This is a genomic window from Streptomyces sp. NPDC001848 (genome assembly GCF_042891915.1).
Lineage (GTDB): Bacteria > Actinomycetota > Actinomycetes > Streptomycetales > Streptomycetaceae > Streptomyces.
Genome location: NZ_JBIATP010000019.1, coordinates 126,018 through 141,056, shown reverse-complemented (window position 1 = coordinate 141,056; position 15,039 = coordinate 126,018). Strand labels below are relative to the sequence as shown.

At 68.9% G+C, this 15,039-nt stretch carries 14 protein-coding genes and 3 pseudogenes; 8 read left to right on the top strand and 9 right to left on the bottom strand.

Annotated elements, in window-relative coordinates; all coding sequences use genetic code 11:
- Positions 1-27: 27 nt before the first annotated feature.
- Both ACFYZJ_RS32665 and ACFYZJ_RS32660 read right to left on the bottom strand, forming a co-directional pair.
- A complete protein-coding gene (locus tag ACFYZJ_RS32665; RefSeq protein ID WP_388574009.1) occupies positions 28-633 on the bottom strand; it encodes a hypothetical protein in 606 nt (201 codons plus the stop codon).
- A gap of 89 nt (positions 634-722) precedes the next feature.
- Positions 723-1,361, bottom strand: coding sequence for a TetR/AcrR family transcriptional regulator (locus ACFYZJ_RS32660; RefSeq protein WP_388574007.1), 639 nt, complete (start codon positions 1,359-1,361; stop codon positions 723-725).
- Between the two features lie 224 nt (positions 1,362-1,585).
- On the opposite strand from ACFYZJ_RS32660, the gene ACFYZJ_RS32655 reads away from it, so the two are divergent.
- A complete protein-coding gene (locus tag ACFYZJ_RS32655) occupies positions 1,586-1,933 on the top strand; it encodes a hypothetical protein (protein WP_388574005.1) in 348 nt (115 codons plus the stop codon).
- Here ACFYZJ_RS32655 and tpg read toward each other — a convergent pair.
- Positions 1,899-2,456: a telomere-protecting terminal protein Tpg gene (tpg, locus tag ACFYZJ_RS32650; protein WP_388574003.1), complete on the bottom strand. Its 558-nt coding sequence runs from the start codon at positions 2,454-2,456 to the stop codon at positions 1,899-1,901. The two genes, ACFYZJ_RS32655 and tpg, sit on opposite strands and share 35 nt — an antisense overlap.
- Before the next feature lie 54 nt (positions 2,457-2,510).
- A pseudogene (locus ACFYZJ_RS32645) lies at positions 2,511-3,237 on the bottom strand (helix-turn-helix domain-containing protein); the annotation flags it as partial.
- Between the two features lie 158 nt (positions 3,238-3,395).
- Here ACFYZJ_RS32645 and ACFYZJ_RS32640 point away from each other — a divergent pair.
- From ACFYZJ_RS32640 to ACFYZJ_RS32610, 7 genes and pseudogenes are all read left to right on the top strand, one after another.
- The gene (locus ACFYZJ_RS32640; RefSeq protein ID WP_388574001.1) at positions 3,396-4,178 is read left to right on the top strand and encodes an SDR family oxidoreductase; all 783 of its coding nucleotides are present in this window, start codon (positions 3,396-3,398) and stop codon (positions 4,176-4,178) included.
- 41 nt (positions 4,179-4,219) lie between these two features.
- Positions 4,220-4,636 (top strand): annotated as a pseudogene (locus tag ACFYZJ_RS32635) (SDR family NAD(P)-dependent oxidoreductase); the annotation flags it as partial.
- Between the two features lie 14 nt (positions 4,637-4,650).
- A complete protein-coding gene (locus tag ACFYZJ_RS32630; RefSeq protein ID WP_388574024.1) occupies positions 4,651-5,040 on the top strand; it encodes a hypothetical protein in 390 nt (129 codons plus the stop codon).
- 28 nt (positions 5,041-5,068) lie between these two features.
- Entirely contained in the window at positions 5,069-5,671 is a 603-nt protein-coding gene (locus ACFYZJ_RS32625) for a hypothetical protein (RefSeq protein ID WP_388573999.1), read from the top strand.
- Positions 5,672-6,375: 704 nt separating this feature from the next.
- Positions 6,376-7,074: a hypothetical protein gene (locus ACFYZJ_RS32620; protein WP_388573997.1), complete on the top strand. Its 699-nt coding sequence runs from the start codon at positions 6,376-6,378 to the stop codon at positions 7,072-7,074.
- A gap of 1,197 nt (positions 7,075-8,271) precedes the next feature.
- The gene (locus ACFYZJ_RS32615) at positions 8,272-9,075 is read left to right on the top strand and encodes a class I SAM-dependent methyltransferase (protein ID WP_388573995.1); all 804 of its coding nucleotides are present in this window, start codon (positions 8,272-8,274) and stop codon (positions 9,073-9,075) included.
- 101 nt (positions 9,076-9,176) lie between these two features.
- Positions 9,177-9,381 (top strand): annotated as a pseudogene (locus ACFYZJ_RS32610) (transposase family protein); the annotation flags it as partial.
- Position 9,382: 1 nt separating this feature from the next.
- On the opposite strand, the gene ACFYZJ_RS32605 reads toward ACFYZJ_RS32610, so the two are convergent.
- The 5 genes from ACFYZJ_RS32605 to ACFYZJ_RS32585 all read right to left on the bottom strand — a co-directional run bounded on the left by ACFYZJ_RS32605 (position 9,383) and on the right by ACFYZJ_RS32585 (position 14,913).
- Entirely contained in the window at positions 9,383-11,710 is a 2,328-nt protein-coding gene (locus ACFYZJ_RS32605; RefSeq protein WP_388573993.1) for an XRE family transcriptional regulator, read from the bottom strand.
- Positions 11,707-12,033, bottom strand: coding sequence for a helix-turn-helix domain-containing protein (locus tag ACFYZJ_RS32600; RefSeq protein ID WP_388573991.1), 327 nt, complete (start codon positions 12,031-12,033; stop codon positions 11,707-11,709). The genes ACFYZJ_RS32605 and ACFYZJ_RS32600 overlap by 4 nt, the downstream gene beginning before the upstream one ends.
- The gene (locus ACFYZJ_RS32595; RefSeq protein WP_388573989.1) at positions 12,030-13,142 is read right to left on the bottom strand and encodes a tyrosine-type recombinase/integrase; all 1,113 of its coding nucleotides are present in this window, start codon (positions 13,140-13,142) and stop codon (positions 12,030-12,032) included. Before ACFYZJ_RS32595 ends, ACFYZJ_RS32600 begins: the two co-directional genes overlap by 4 nt.
- A 141-nt stretch (positions 13,143-13,283) precedes the next feature.
- On the bottom strand, positions 13,284-13,892 hold the full coding sequence (locus ACFYZJ_RS32590; RefSeq protein ID WP_388574022.1) for a hypothetical protein: 609 nt from the start codon (positions 13,890-13,892) through the stop codon (positions 13,284-13,286).
- Positions 13,893-13,950: 58 nt separating this feature from the next.
- Positions 13,951-14,913, bottom strand: coding sequence for an IS481 family transposase (locus ACFYZJ_RS32585; RefSeq protein WP_388573988.1), 963 nt, complete (start codon positions 14,911-14,913; stop codon positions 13,951-13,953).
- Positions 14,914-15,039 lie beyond the last annotated feature (126 nt).

Here is a 15,039-nt window from a genome sequence, read left to right as displayed (position 1 = left end):
GCTCACCGGCCACCAGGTGGGGCCAGATCAACTTCGTACGGCGTGGCGCCACTTCTGAGCCGTGCAGTGGAGCCCAATGAGGTGCTTACAAACAGCCCTGGCCACCGCCAGACGCTGCGGTTCCAGGGGCCGTACGAGGCCGGGGGCCATGCACACGACCCAGGCGAGCGAACCGGCGGCAAGGGTGAGCCCGAGGTGGCCGGGAATATCGGCGAAACGTTGCGGAGAGAAGGCGCAGCCGGCGGCGACGAACGTGAAGACGACGTTGCCCGGGGGGCCGATCCGGGTGGCGTCGCACACCAGCTTGTGAGCAGCGGCGAGGAGGGCCGCCACAGCAACCCGGACCGCGGTGCTGCCGGTGGCGGCCGCGGTCGCCAGACCCACCCCGCTGCTCACGACCATGCCGAGCACCACACAGGCCAGGGCGCGACCGCGGGCAGCGTAGGGCAGGGTGTGCCCGTAGAGCGCGCAGGTCGATCCGCCGACGGTGTACACCATCAGGTCGACTCGTCCGAGGGCCGGCAGTACGAGACTCGGCACGGCCATCGTGAGCAGCACACTGAGCGCCGTCTTCGGCCACAGGTCGGTGGCCCGGCCCAGCCGCAGCACACCGCGCACCGGCGGTGGGCGCATCGAGACGGCCTTCCGGGAGGTGATGGGTGCCTCCCCGTGCGCGGTGGTATCGGCGCGCCCGGACAAGAGCCTGCCCGGGCCGCCACCTCTCAGGGCCATGAACTCAACGGCCGGCGCCCTCGGCCGTCCCCACCGGTGGTGAGCCGGCTCTCCAGGCCCGTGATGAGCGTGTCCAGCACCAGGCGGAACATGCGGTCCTGATCAGGGCCTGCAGGGGCGGGCCCCTCGTCGCCGGTGGCCGCGCCGGGGGGCTTGAGATTCGACCACTGCTGGAGCGAGCCGTTGAGTTCGGCGGAGAGGACACCGATGACGACGGCGACGATGAGAGCGGCGATCTCCGGGACCTGCGCCGCCGGCACCCCCGCAGCGCCCATGATCGCGGTGAGCCCGGTCCAGAAGGGATCGTCGGGCTGGATGAAGTCCGGCTGGTGACTGAACGAGTAGGCCATCAGCTTGGGGTGGCGGTGCGCCATCGTACGGAAATCCGTCGCGAGCAGGCGGATGCGCTCCTGCCAGGGGGAGTCCTGGAGCGTCACGGTGCGGAACTGGGCGCCGACCATCCTCGCCACACCGCGCAGCAGGGCGTCCTTGTTCGGCACGTGGTGGTACAGCGACATCGGGTTCGCGTCCAGCGCGGTCGCGAGTTTGCGCATGGTGAGCGCCTCGACCCCGTCCGCGTCGATGAGTCGCAGGGCGGCCGTGTAGATCCCGGCCTCGGTCAGAGGCACATCTCTCTTCCTGGTGCCCCGCGGGGGGCGTCTCGGTTTCTCCATACGACGTATGGTATATCAGTTCCATACGATGTATGAAAACGAGTCCTCACCGGTCTCCGGTTGCACTCGATGTTCCATACATCGTATGTTACGTATTCCCATACGTCGTATGTTTCTTCGGTGCGCCGCGGCATCGACCGGCGCCCTTACCCGTCCCCCTCCATGCAAAGGAGCACGTCATGACCATTCAGTCCGAGAACGGCCTTCGCTCCGTACGCTCTTCACGCGGGATCCCGAACCTCGACCCCGCACCTCCGATTCCCGACACGACCCCGGTCGCGTACTTCGGTGAGCTGTCCAAGCAGTTCCCCGAGGGCATTTTCAGCGTGGACCTCGCCGGCCAGGAGAACGTCTTCGTCTACGACCCGGACCTGGTGAGCGAGGTCTGCGACGAGACCCGTTTCGGCAAGCCGATCTTCGCGCCGCTGAGCAACGCTAACTGGCCAACTGAAGCAGTCACACCGGGCTCGCAGGCTGTTCGGGGCGCGGCTGCTACAGGTCGAACTCGAGGTGCTCGATGTCCGTGAAGCAGACCTCCTCCAGCTGGCCGGCGCGGCGGCCGTTGTCCTGGAAGTACATGTCCTTGAGCCCTTCAGCTGCAATCTTGCGCAGCTGCTGGTCGCTGGCGCCAGCCTCTTGAGCTTCGAAGAGGCGGGCGGCGTACTGCGGTGGCAGCGCCACAGTCAGGTGCCGCAGGCGGGCATCGTCGGTTGAGCCGATCGGCGCGGTGTAGCCGATCCGGGCGCGGGTATCGATGACGATGCCGCCGGTGGTCGCTGCCCTCTGACGGGCCTTGGCGCGGATCTGCGGCTGCCACCGCTTCTTCACCTCGCGCTCCAGGCGTGCGGCGAGGTCGGGGCGGGGCTCCTTAATCTGGTCCTTCACGTACCGTTCGACGGTGCGCTGGGAGATCCGCAGCATCTGGGCGACCGGCTTGGTGCCCTTGAGCTGCTTGACCAGGTACCGCATCTGCGCAGGCGCGCTCTTGGGCGCCGGGCGGGTGAACGCCTTCTGCGCCGCGGCGTCCAGGCCGTCCCCGAACAGGCTCATCGTCGCCCTCTCCTACTCTCCGATGTCGGTGTCGGTGACGGTGCCGTCCTTGATGTAGCGGGCGAGTTCGATGACGCCGAGCGTGGGGTGGACGATCTTCTTGTGGTCCATGCGGCGCACCGCGACGTCGCGGGTATCCCAAAGGGCTGCGAACTCCCGGCTGCGGCGACGTAGCACGGCGACCATCTTCGTGACCTCCGTGTCCCGGCCGCGCCGGGCGGCCGCTGCCTGGAGGTCGGCCACGAATACCCGGGAGTGGTGCGGGTGGTCCTCGGCCGGGTACCTTTCGCGGGCCTGCGGGTCGGTGAACCAGCGGTACACGAAGCTTGCCGCCGTGCCGCGGTGTGCCGGGGACTTGCCGAGCAGGCTTCGGGCCAGGTCGTTTTCCACCAGCGTTTCGTGCAGGTCGGTGATGACGCGCGGGGTGTTGGACAGCCGGTCCAGGAGCCCGAGAAGCGCGGGCTGCACGTGTGCCGACGGTCCGTGTGCTGTCGGGGGATCGGCCGCTCGGCCAGGTGAAACAGGTGGTTGCGCTCGTCGCCGTTCAGGCGCAGGGCTCGGGCGAGGGCGGCCAGGGTCTGGGTCGAGGGCTGCACGCCGTTCTTTGCGCTGCCGCGTTCCAACTCGGTGTAGTAGTCGGCCGACAGCCCTGCCAACTGAGCGACCTCCTCGCGGCGCAGCCCGGGGACGCGCCGGCGCGGGCCCTGGGGGAGACCGACCTCGGGGGGCGGATGCGGTCGCGGCGTGTCCTGAGGAAGGCGCCGAGTTCAGGAAGGTTCACCCCTTCATGGTCGCTCGCGCGCCAGGCCGTAGCCAGGGGGCGGCAACCTCAGGGTAAACGCAGCCCTGGCTGGGGGTGGGGGACCGGCCGATCGTTGGGGACGCAGCAGGGCGACGGCGAGACCGCGGCCCGACCCGCATTCACCACAGGAGTCAGTCATGCCCATCCCCACTTCCCTCGACGGGCTCGCCGCCCCGGCCCAGCCCTCCGCCTCACCCCGTGTCGCGATCGTCACCGGCGGCTCGCGCGGCATCGGCCGCCAGACCGTCCGCCGGCTGGCCGCCGACGGGTACGCCGTCGTGGTCGGCTGTGCCGGCAACCAGGACGAGGCCGAAGCCGCCGTGAAGGAGGCCGTCGACAGCGGTGTCCGGGCGATCGCGGTGCGCGCCGACGTCGCCGACGAACACGCCGTCGCAGCCCTGTTCGACGCGGCCGAAGCAGAGTTCGGAGGTGTCGACGTCGTCGTGCACGCGGCCGGGCAGGCACACATGGCGCCGATCGCCGAGCTGGATCTGGCGGTCCTGGACGACCTGCACCGCACCAACATCCGCGGCACCTTCGTCGTCGTCCAGCAGGCCGCCCGTCGGGTGCGGCCGGGCGGTGCGGTCGTGACGTTCTCCACGTCTGTGGTGGGGCTGGCCTTCCCGGGCTATGGCGCGTACTCCGCCAGCAAGGGTGCGGTCGAGGCGCTGACGCTGATCCTGGCCCGGGAGCTGCGGGGCCGGGACGTCACGGCCAACGCCGTCGCGCCCGGGCCCACGGCCACCGACCTGTTCCTGGACGGCAAGGACGAGGAGACCATCGCCCGCCTGGCCGCCCAGCCCCCACTGGAGCGACTCGGTACCCCGTCCGACATCGCCGAGGTCGTCGCGTTCCTGGCCTCCCCGGCCGGCCACTGGATCAACGGACAGGTCGTCCGCGCCAACGGCGGAATCATCTGAACCGCCCGCAGCCACCCCATCGATCAACGAAAGACCCTGTCATGAGGAACGACGACACCGGGAAGGTCATCCTGGTCACCGGGGCCTCCAGCGGCATCGGGGCGCTGTCCGTGCGTGCTCTGGCCCTCGCCGGTCACACCGTGTACGCGGGCATCCGCCTGACGGCGACCCGCAACGCGACCGCGGTGGCCGACCTGACGCGCTACGGCACCGACCACCAGGTCGACGTACAGGCCGTCGAGCTGGACGTCACCTCCCAGGACTCCGCCGACGCCGCAGTCGACCGGATCCTCGCCGAGCGCGGCCGACTGGACGTGGTCGTGCACAACGCCGGACACATGGTCCTGGGCGCCGCCGAGGCGTTCACCACCGAGCAACTCGCGGACCTGTACGACGTGAACGTCCTGGGTACCCAGCGCGTCAACCGCGCCGCCCTGCCGAAGTTGTGTGAGCAGGGCTCGGGGCTGCTGGTGTGGATCGGCAGCTCCAGCACCCGCGGCGGCTGCCCCCCCGGTTCCTGGCCCCGTACTTCGCAGCCAAGGCCGCGATGGACGCGCTGGCCGTCAGCTACGCCGCCGAGGTGCTCCCGTTCGGCATCGACACCGCGATCGTGGTGCCCGGTGCGTTCACCACCGGCACCAACCACTTCACCAACGCAGGCACCCCCGCCGACGCCGACCGCGCGGAAGTCTACGACCAGCGTCACCGACCCCTGATGGACGATCTGGGCAAGCGCCTGGCCGCGCTCATCCCGCCGGCCGCCGATGTGACCGAGGTCGCTGATACCGTCGCGCGCCTGGTCGCGATGGCACATGGCACTCGGCCGCTGCGCACCCACATAGACCCAACGGGACTGCGGTGAGGAGGTGTGGCTGAGCACGCTGCGCCGGATGGGGTCCCGCTTCGAGAACGAAGGGGTGGCGGGTCTGGTGGACGGCAGGCTGCGCAAGCCCGCCACCGGCACGAGCCGGGCCGATCCCCGGGTGGTCGAAGCGATCGCCAAGGTCGCGGGCAGCCGGACCGACGAGCCGACCGTCTCCGCGCAGGTGCTGCGGCGCCGTGTCGAACGGCTCCTGGTCGCCGAGCACGGTGCCGGGGCGGTCCGGATGCCGTCCAGGGCGACGTTCTACCGTCTGCTGGAAGCGGTCTCGACCGGGCAGCATCTGTTCGGTTCGGCTCGCACCCGCCGCTCGCTGGACAAGCAGCCGAAGCGGACGATCAGCCTCCTTAAGCGGGAGGAGGTCGACGAGGCCGAGCTCGACCGGGTGCGCGCCGTCTACCGGCTGATGTGGGCCGACTACCGGGCCCGTCGACCCGCCATGGCGACCATCGGCGCCGGAGAGTTCGCGTCCTACTTCGCAGAACCCGACACCATGGAGGGCCGCGCCATCGAGGCCGTCGATGCGTTCGTCTCGACGCTCGCCGGCGAACTCGGGCTGATCGAAGCCGCCTCCCATGCCGCAGAGACGGCACGCCTCAGACTGGCGCGCTGACGGCCCGAGGCCCGTCACCGACCCTGCCCCGGCTCCAGCGGGGCGAGCCCTGGTACGAGATCGGCGTCGACGACCCGGACCGGCGCCGCCGGCGCTACCCCGAGCCCGCCGGCCGCTGAACATCCGGGCCGGGCAAGCTATTCCGTGCGAGGGGGGCCTGCCCGGCGCCCCGGCGACCGGGCTACGCCATGGCGGCGGCCACGGTCTCCAGACACCTCAGGGGTTGAACTCGTCAAGCTGCGGCGGCGAGTTCGATGGGGAAGGCGGTGCGTTCGTCGAACAGCTTGCGGTTCTGGAGGCAGTGGTAGAGCTGGCCGATCATGCGGTTGAAGAGGTGGCGCTGAGCGCCCACGTGACCGCCACCGCGATCATCGTTCACTGCTCGAACAGCCCGTTGGGACGCACGTCCCTCGAGGCTGTCGCTATCACCGGATTAGGACGGCTCGCTGCTGTGGGCCGACCAGGACGTCCAGCTGGCGCAGCGCCATCGAACAGCTTCCGCATCACGAATGGGCTCGGTAACTTTTCGCGGCGTAGGTCGTTGCACGGGGCGGACCGCCCTGCGGCGACGGTCCCGGCTGCGCTCTGTCGGCCCGTGAACGGCGAGCAGTCCCAGCCCGAAGGTGCCTCGCATCCTCGCCCACGTATCAGTGATCCGATCGTTCAACGCATCGGTTCACGGGACTGGTGCGAGACAGAGCGACATGACCAGGAATCACGCACGTAAAGAGGATGTGCGACGCCGCATGAAGGAAAACGGGCACAACAGCTACCAAGCGGAACTGAAGAGCATGGCCGCAGAAGCTGCCGACGCAAAACCGGGCGACTCAGGACCCCCGCAAGCGCGGAACGCGGACAACCGCGAGGAGTTTGTCCTTGCTGTACTTGATGCGGACTTGCCCCAGATGGTCAAGATCCTCTTGTACGAGCTGGCCTCGCGGCTCGACCTGAGCCTCTCCGACTGGCACAAGGAAAGTCACCGAGTCCGGTTCGAGGAGGAAGAGCTGGCTCGATGCATCGGCCTGGACGAAGAGGCAGCCAACCTCTGCCGGTACCTGGCCGTCGAAGCCGACTGGCTGGTCGAAGTCGAAGAAGGCGTAGTTGATCTGCGCACACCTCACGCGGACTGGGATCTCTACTTCTCAGCGCTCAGCGACCTGAAAGAGCCGATCGAGGACGAGGACACGTATCGCAGCAAGCTGGAGGCGTTCATCGCCGACATGGAGCAGATCGCCCGTACGCCGATGATCTCCGCGCATGCAATCAGGGAGTCCGTGGTCAAGGTGATCGGGCACAGCTACGAGCCCCTGTGCATCGGCGGTGAGTTCTCGCAGAACAGCCATGGACTCGGCTCAGGACAGGTGAGGACGAAGCTTCGGACGCTCCGAGCATCGGCGACGTAGCTGGCCTACAGAACAAGCATTCCTTACTGGTGTGTTGGCTGGAGCGACGTGACAGGTAGCCCCAGCCAACTGTCGCACCCGCGCGCCGGGCAGCACGAGCCAGACGGCCTGCACTCACACGCCGTACCTGTGGGTCGGCGGCCGAGCATGCGGCAGTTCGGGGTGGGCGGGGGAGGGCATAGCCAAAGCCGGGTGCCGCTCCAGACCGGACCGGACCACTGTGGTCGGGGCCGCCGTCGGCCTGCTGACATCCCCGTTGCGGCTGCTCTGCCCATGCCCCTTGGCTGGTGTGAAGGAGGAAGGGACGGGCGGGACGGACGGCGCGGCCGCGTTCGGGGAGCATGGCGCGCGCTCAGCCAGTTGCGCGTCGGCGACGCCAGGCGGGGGACGTCGGTGGGGGAGAGGTCGGGGCGGGCACGGTGCAGGCGTGCGGGGTGGCGCCACCGGCCGGAGGCATCGCGGGCGACATCGACGCCGACTTCGACCACCAGCTCCGGTTCCACCAGCGTGACGTCCAGCGTCTCCCGACTCCCCCATCCGGCGGAGAACGACCAGCCCGTCCATGGATGACCGCGCCGAGCTGGGGCGAGTAGCCCGGCGACCGTGCTGCTCGCTGTCTGGGCGAGAGTGGTGGTGCGGCCGACGTACTGAAGGCGGCGGCAGTCGTCAAACCTGCCGAGCAGCAAGGTGCCGGGAGCGGCGAGTGTGCCGGTGACCGCGCCGACGATCGCCTCGGTGGTCTCGCGCACCTACTGGCGAAGAGGCAGTATTCGATGCATGCACTATTCGTGCAGCGGACCGCGGCAGACGGTGCGCACCGCCCGCTGTATCGCCCATGCGGGAGCTACTGACGAGCCTTCCGAGGCCGTTGTCCAGGGCACCGGTCATCCGCCCTCTGGTGCGTCGTAGGAGAACCGGTATCCGGCGAAGTCGGCGAGATGGACGTGGCCGCTGTGCCTAAAGCGCTCCGTAGTGAACGCGCGCTTGCCGACCGCGGTCCCCATCGCGGCCGATGGGGCGCCGGTGGAGTGGAGACCTGCGACGGTCCGGCGTGTCGCGGTTTCCCACGAAATCCGGTGGAGTCTCAGCGGCCGGAAGTGGTTGGGTCCTGCTCAATGTTTCGCTGACACGGCCCGGCACAGTGCGAGGGGCAACGTCCGAATCGCAGGCGCGGTCTAGCCCGCGTGTCGTCGAGTGATGGAGGTTATTGCGGTGGCTGGTTATGGGGCGCTTTCCGACGTGTACGAGTGGCTGATCGGGGACGACAGGTTGACCCCCGCCAATGCAGCCGCGGTTTACTACAGCGATGTCGTGGGCTCTCTGCCGCCCAACGCGCGCGTCCTCGACTGCGCGTGTGGAACCGGCCAGCTCGCCGTCGGTCTTGCGAGTCTTGGCCTTGACGTGGTTGCCGCAGACGCCAGCGATGGGATGGTTCGCCGGACCGAGAAGGCCGCCGACGAGCAGGGTGTCTCGCTTCGAGCCCTCCGCGCGAGCTGGGACGAGCTGCCCGACCACCTGGAGGACTCCACGTTCGATCTGGTGTTCTGCGTCGGCAACTCGCTCGGGCACGCCGAGGGCGCAGCCGGGCGTCTGACCGCACTGGAAGCGATGTCGCGGCTGCTGAAGCCGGGCGGACGCCTTGTGCTCCACTCACGCAACTGGGAGCTCGTGCGCTCCGCCGGCTCACGGGTGGACGTCCGTGATCGACTCATCCGCCGCAACGACCGCGATGCGGTCGTCAGCTACTACTGGCAGATCGAGCAGCGTTGGGAGCAGGAACACTTCCTCGAGATCGTGGTCGCCCAGATCGAGCCGGATGGGGCAGTGCGAGCCTGCTCGGAGCGGTTGTCCATCTGGCCCTACCGGTACGAGGACCTCGTGGCGCAGTTGCGGAGTGTCGGGCTCACGGTGCAGTCCACCACCTTCGACCCCGAGAGCGATGGATACCTGGTGGTCGCCAGCCGCGACCAGGCGCGAGGCACGTCTGAGCCGGCGCGCTGATCCGCTTTGCGTCGTTGTCGTTGCCGACCTGCCGGCTCGCGACCGCTTGCAGCGGGTTCTTCGCGAGGTGTTCAGCGCTTGAAGCGGTTGCTGCGGGTGCGGTCCTCGCCGCGCGGGCTTCGGACCTGTGGACCGCGGCCTGCACCGCCTCCACCAAGGCATTCGTAATCCGGCACGCCGCTGCCGATCGACCGAATCGCGGCCGACCGGCCCTTCTACTCTGGGAAACATGAGAAGCACGGCATGAACGTGCAGATCATCACCGATCCCGCCGGGCGTCCTATCGTTGCCTCATGCACACACCCCATCAACTCGTTTGGTGCGGGTGCGGGTGCGGGCGAGTCGCGACCAGGTAGTCGGACCAGTTCTCGCCGGCCATGGCTGCGAAGCGTTCCGCGGTTCTCGGCTGGATGCCGATCAAGTCGGAGAGCACGACGGGTGGCAGGTCGGCGAGCGCTTGCATCATGGCCGTGTTCCGGGCTGCGCGGGCGGGCAGGCCGTATCGCTTGAGTTTGTCGGACAGTCCCGCAGGGTTGCGGGGGCGCCCGGGGGCTCGGCCCGGCAGCAGGTACGTGGTGGTTTCGTTGCCGTGCCGGGATCCGTTTTCGAGGTGGTCGTCGATGAGGCGGGCGAGCTTCGGTGGCAGGACGACGGGGTGGCGGATGATCGTCAGGTAGGTGTGATCCGCGTCGTGGTGGAGGTGGTCGGTGGTGAGTTCGACGATGCGGGTCAGGGGGAGGGCGTAGAGGCGGATGAGGGCTGCGGCGATGCGAACGTCCGACGGAAGCGTGGGGTCGTTCAGGCACCGGCGTAGTTCCTCGTAGTGGTCTTCTTCGATCTGGAACTGGCCGGGGAGCTGGGAGGGCGGGTGTTCGATGGTCAGGCCAGCCCGGGTGAGGTGGCGGGCGCCGGCCCAGCGGATGAAAGGGATGGAGCGGGCCCGCAGGGTGGGCCTGGAAATTGCCCAGATGTCCAGGTCTTCCTGTGTGAGGCTCTGGAGGGTGTGTTGCTGGGTGTCCAGCCAGGTGAGGAAGTCGATGGCGGCGCGGATGTTGGCGCAGTCGCCCTTGTGGGCGGTGTAGGTGTAGCGGCCGCGCGCTGAGCGCTGGCGGGCGTCGCGGATGATGTGCCACTCGGCGAACGGGCGGATCAGGGTCGCCTGATGTCCTGGCAGCTTGGCAAGCGTGCGGGCCGTCCAGTTGATGAGCAGGGCGAGGTTCTCATCGCGTGGCGGAAGTAGGCCTGCGGTGGTGAGCAGGCTGCGGACGTAGGTGGTGGCGTGTCCTTGGGGCAGCGCGTCCAGGGCCACGTGGTCGAGTTCGTCGGGCGCCGTTACCAACTGGCCCAGGAGGCGCGCGGCGGGGCTTCGGCGCAGCCAGGCCAGGACGGGGTAGGGGTTGGGAGCGTCGCTGAGTACATCGGCGAGCGGCCGCAGGGAGGCGTCGAGGGTGGTTCCGTCGCGTGAGAGCAGGCTGGTCACCTTGGCGAGCAGGGTGCAGCGTGGACAGCGGCGTCCCGGCAGGAGGTCAGCCGGTTGCTGGCAGGACGAGCAGTAATCGGGCCGCTCGTCGGGGAAGGAGCACGCCTTACAGATCCGGCCGCCGTCCGGGGTGCGGCCCACGAGAATGCGCTGCCGGCCGCACATCGTGCACGATTCCGGCTGCGTTAGAGCAGTCCGGTAGCACGAGGGGCAGACAGGCCCTACCGGCCAGAACACGCCCACCTTCCGCTCCTGGCCGCACAGTGCGCACATGTGCAGCCGCCGCTTGCGGGCCTCGCGTGGGACGCACCCATCGCAGTGGAACGGTCCATTGCCGTGGTCGATGTGGTGGCCGCGACGGATCCGCCCGCATACGGTGCAGAGCTTCTCCGGCCGCACGTAGCAGCGGTAGCAGATGTCGGGAGCCGCGCCTTTTGCCCGCACCCTGATGGGCGCCACCTGCTTGCAGATGCCGCACCAGCGCGCAGGGCTCGCGTAGCAGGTCCCGCAGACGGGCCCGTCGGCGGTCAGCGCGTTCGCCCGCCGCCGACGGCCACAGCGGCAGCACGTCTGGAGCTTTTTGGGGGCGCAGGTCTGGCACAGGTAGGTGCCGTCGGGTAGGTGCCGGGTGGGAATCATCATCCGACGGCAGCTGACGCACTCCTTGCGCGAGCCCGGCTCCTTCTCCTTGCACACTTGGCAGATCCGTCCGTCGGGACGCCGCGCGACTGCCTTCGCGACTTTGCCGCACCGCGCACACGGGACCGCCAGGCGCCGGCTGGAGCAGCCGTGGCACAGCCGCCCTTCGGGACCGGCGTACGTCGGTAACGGGTTCGTCCGTCCGCAGTCGGCGCAGGGCACCAGGCCCACGTTCTCGCCGTGGCCGCCGGCGATCAGCAGTGCGATCAGCCGTACCCCGCAGGGCGGGCAGTCCGGCGTCGGCGCACTCAGCGCGTCGGGTCTGGACGCGAGGTAGCGCAGCAGGCGGAAGGCATTCGCACCGCTCCACGCCCGCGCTTCCTCGACGAACTCCTGAGCCTGCTCCATGCCGAGGGACTCTCCGACGGCCAGGTTCAGCAGGACGACGATCCGGTCACGGGCCCCGGCCAGGTCCTCGCGCAGCCGTACCTGGTCCGGGGTCAGGTACTTCCTCACGGCGCACCCGGGCGCCGGATCGTGGTCCGGCGCTCCGTCAGCGGCAGCGGTGCCTCCTCGCCGCCCGCAGTCTTCTTCACCTGCGCGTTGACGACCGTCGGCTTGATGAGGTCGTTCGGGGTACAGCCGAAGATGTCGCACAGCGCGACCAGGGTGTCCATGCTCATCCGTTGCGGGGGCTGCGTCACCAGCCGGTAGACCTGCTCACGCGACAGGCTCACCCCGCGCTCCGCGAGCAGCGGCACGAGGTCCGAGGTGTGGAACATCTCCTGCTCGGCCATGATCTGCCGCAGCCGCCACTCGTAGCCCATTTTCTTGATCACGTCAGGTCCCAGTCGTCGCCGAGCCGGCGCTTCAGCGAAGCCTCCAGCAGGTAGTTGCGGTACTCGTCGGAGACACCCATGTAGATGGCTGTCGTCGAGCCGTGGGAGTGGCCGACCTGCTCCTGCACGAACCGCGCGGGGTAGCCGAACTCCGTCAGGTGCGTGATGTAGCTATGGCGCAGACAGTGCAGATCGAGGGCTCCATCCAGGCCGGCCGCGTCCCGAGCTGTGGTGAAGGCCTCGTTGATCGAGCGCGGCGACATCCGCCCGGCCCGCTCGGTCACCCACAATGCCGGATGCCGGCCCGGCGCCAGCCGGGGACGCACCTCATGCACCCACTCGCCCAGGACGTCGACCACCCAGTCCATCTCCGGCACCAGCAGCACGGTCCGCCGCTTCGGCGGTGCCCCCTTGGACGACTTCCCGTACCGCACCGCCAGCGAGCCGAACTGCCCGAACTGCGGGCTTTTCCGATGCCGTCGTAAGTCCACCAGGTCGACCATGGAGGACTCGGTGCGCCGGGTTCCGTAGGCGTAGATCGTCTTCAGCACCGCGGCGTCACGCAGCGCGGTCAGCGTCCCCTTCCGCCCGTGTTCGCGGATCTGGGCCGGCCGCGCATCGGCCGCGTCGAACAGGGCCTGGACCTCGTCGTAGGTGAGCGGCCGACGCCGCGGGTCGCCCTCGTACTCCAGCGTGTGCACCACCGAGTTGGCCTCGTGAAAGACGACCTGAGGCGCCTGCCCGAACCGCTCCCGGCAGGTGTCCACCCATCCGTACCGGCGGTCCAGCAGGTACTCCACGAACAAGGTGATCGTCACCTCGTACGCCCGCGCCGTCGACATACGGATCGGATTGGCGCCGCTACGCAGGTGCGCGATGAACGCTTCGCCGTCCGCTGGAGTCCATTGCCACGGGTACAGCCCGGTGAACACCTCGAACCGGTTGATCAGACGCAGCCGCGGTTCGATCGTCGAAGCCTTCAGGAATCGGGCGTGTTGCTGCCGGGCCCAGCCCTCCTTCATCGCCGTGAACACCGCTGGTTCCGGGGCCAGGTGTACGACGTTCGGAGCGAGGAGGAGACGCGCCGAACCGGGTGCCTCAGCGACCATGACGGCTGTTGTATCAAACGCATCAATGTTGCGTCTATCGCTACCGTCCTGGTCGCAGCTCCGCGATGACGCCGACATGGCAAGGGAGTTGGGGGAGTGATCAGCGGAAACGGCGATTCTGGCGAGCCGCAGGATGTTGCATCAACTGCAATTCATCGCGTTTTTGTACTTCCGCCAACCGCGCACGGCAGGCTCGTACGTGCTGTCCAGCCGCTTGAACAGCACGCCCTCCATCCCGACCGATGCCCACGTCAGCCACTCGCGCACGGTGTGCGGGTCGGTGGTCGACGGGCATAGCACCCATGGGGCCGACAGCCGGCGCGCGGCGAACACGGACTCGAGCGCCGCCCTGCGCCGACGATACGGCCATCCGGTCGTGTCGGTCCCGGACAGCGGCAGCAGATCGAACGCGACGAAGTGGGCCGGCCACTCGGCAGCCGCACGGACAGCCCTGGCGCCGCGCCGCTGAAGCCGGTTCTGCAGCCGCTCGAAGGCCAGCCGTCCCGCGGTGTCCCATACGACCAGCTCGCCGTCCAGCGCGGTCGCGTCCGGCAATTGCGCGGCCCCCGCCGCAATCTCCGGAAACGCTGGAAGCATCTCGGTGCCGCGCCTGGAGCGCAGCACCACCCGGCCCGAGTCGACCGAGACCAGAGCCCGGAACCCGTCGTTCTCCAGAATTTGACGTGTCTCATGAGACAGGACTGTCCCTGGAGCGGTCCACGCGGCCGGGTGCCGACGCCATCGCCGCACACGTCGCCCAGTGCGACCCAGCTGCACGCGCAAGCCTTGAAAATCAACTACTGGTGGTCTAGTTGTGCTGTCCGGACAGGTTGGTGACGCGGCTGGCTGGGGTTTGGCCGCTGATTCCGGTGTGGGGTCGGTGGTAGTTGTACCAGTCCAGCCAGTCGGGGAATGCTGCCTGGCGTTCGGCTTCTGAGGTGTAGGGCCGCTGGTAGGCCCACTCGTCGAGCAGGGTGCGGTGGAAGCGCTCGACCTTGCCGTTGGTCTGGGGCCGCCATGGCCGGGTCCAGCGGGGGCTGATGCCCAGGTCGCGGCAGGTGTCGCGCCAGGTGTTCTTGGTGTAGGCCCAGGCGTTGTCGGTCAGGACCCGCTCGACGCTCACGCCGCGTGCGGCGAACCAGGCGACCGCTCGTCGCAGGAACGCTGCGCAGGTGGCGGCCTTCTCGTCGGCCAGGTGTTCGGTGTAGGCCAGGCGGGAGTGGTCGTCCAGGGCGGTGTGCAGGTAGGCGTATCCGGTGCCGTTGCGGCGGTCCTGGTTGGCCCGGCCGGCCGCACGGCCCAGAACTTTGTGGCCGCCGCCGTTCGGGATGCGGCCGAGCTTCTTGACGTCGATGTGGACCAGTTCGCCGGGCCGGGAGCGCTCAAAGCGGCGGACGGGTTCGCCGGTGGCCCGGTCGGTGGTCGCCAGGGCGGGCAGGCCGTGCCGGAGGAGGATGCGGTGGGCGGTGGAAGCGGCGATGTTGCATCGGGCGGCCAGCCGCACCGGCCCGATGCGGTGCTCGCGCCGTAGCCGGACGACCTGCCGCTCGACGGCGGCGGGCGTCTGCAGAGGGCTGTGGTGGGGGCGGCTGGAGCGGTCGTGCATGCCTGCGGCGCCGTGCCGGCGGTATCGCTCTGCCCAGCGGGCTGCGGTGGTGTGGCTGACCTGGAAGCGTTCCGCAGCCTGGCGCAGCGGCCAGCCGTCCTCGACGACACACCGGGCCAGACGCAGCCTGCCGGTCGGAGTCAGCGGGGCGTTACGGTGGGACAACGAGGGCCTCCTGGGCGTCGGTTGTAGATGTCGCAATCCACACCGAAACCAGAAGGCCCTCGCCCAGTTCAAGGACCGCGCAAGGCGTGTCGCCTGTCACCAACGTCCCGGGACAGCACATCTAGT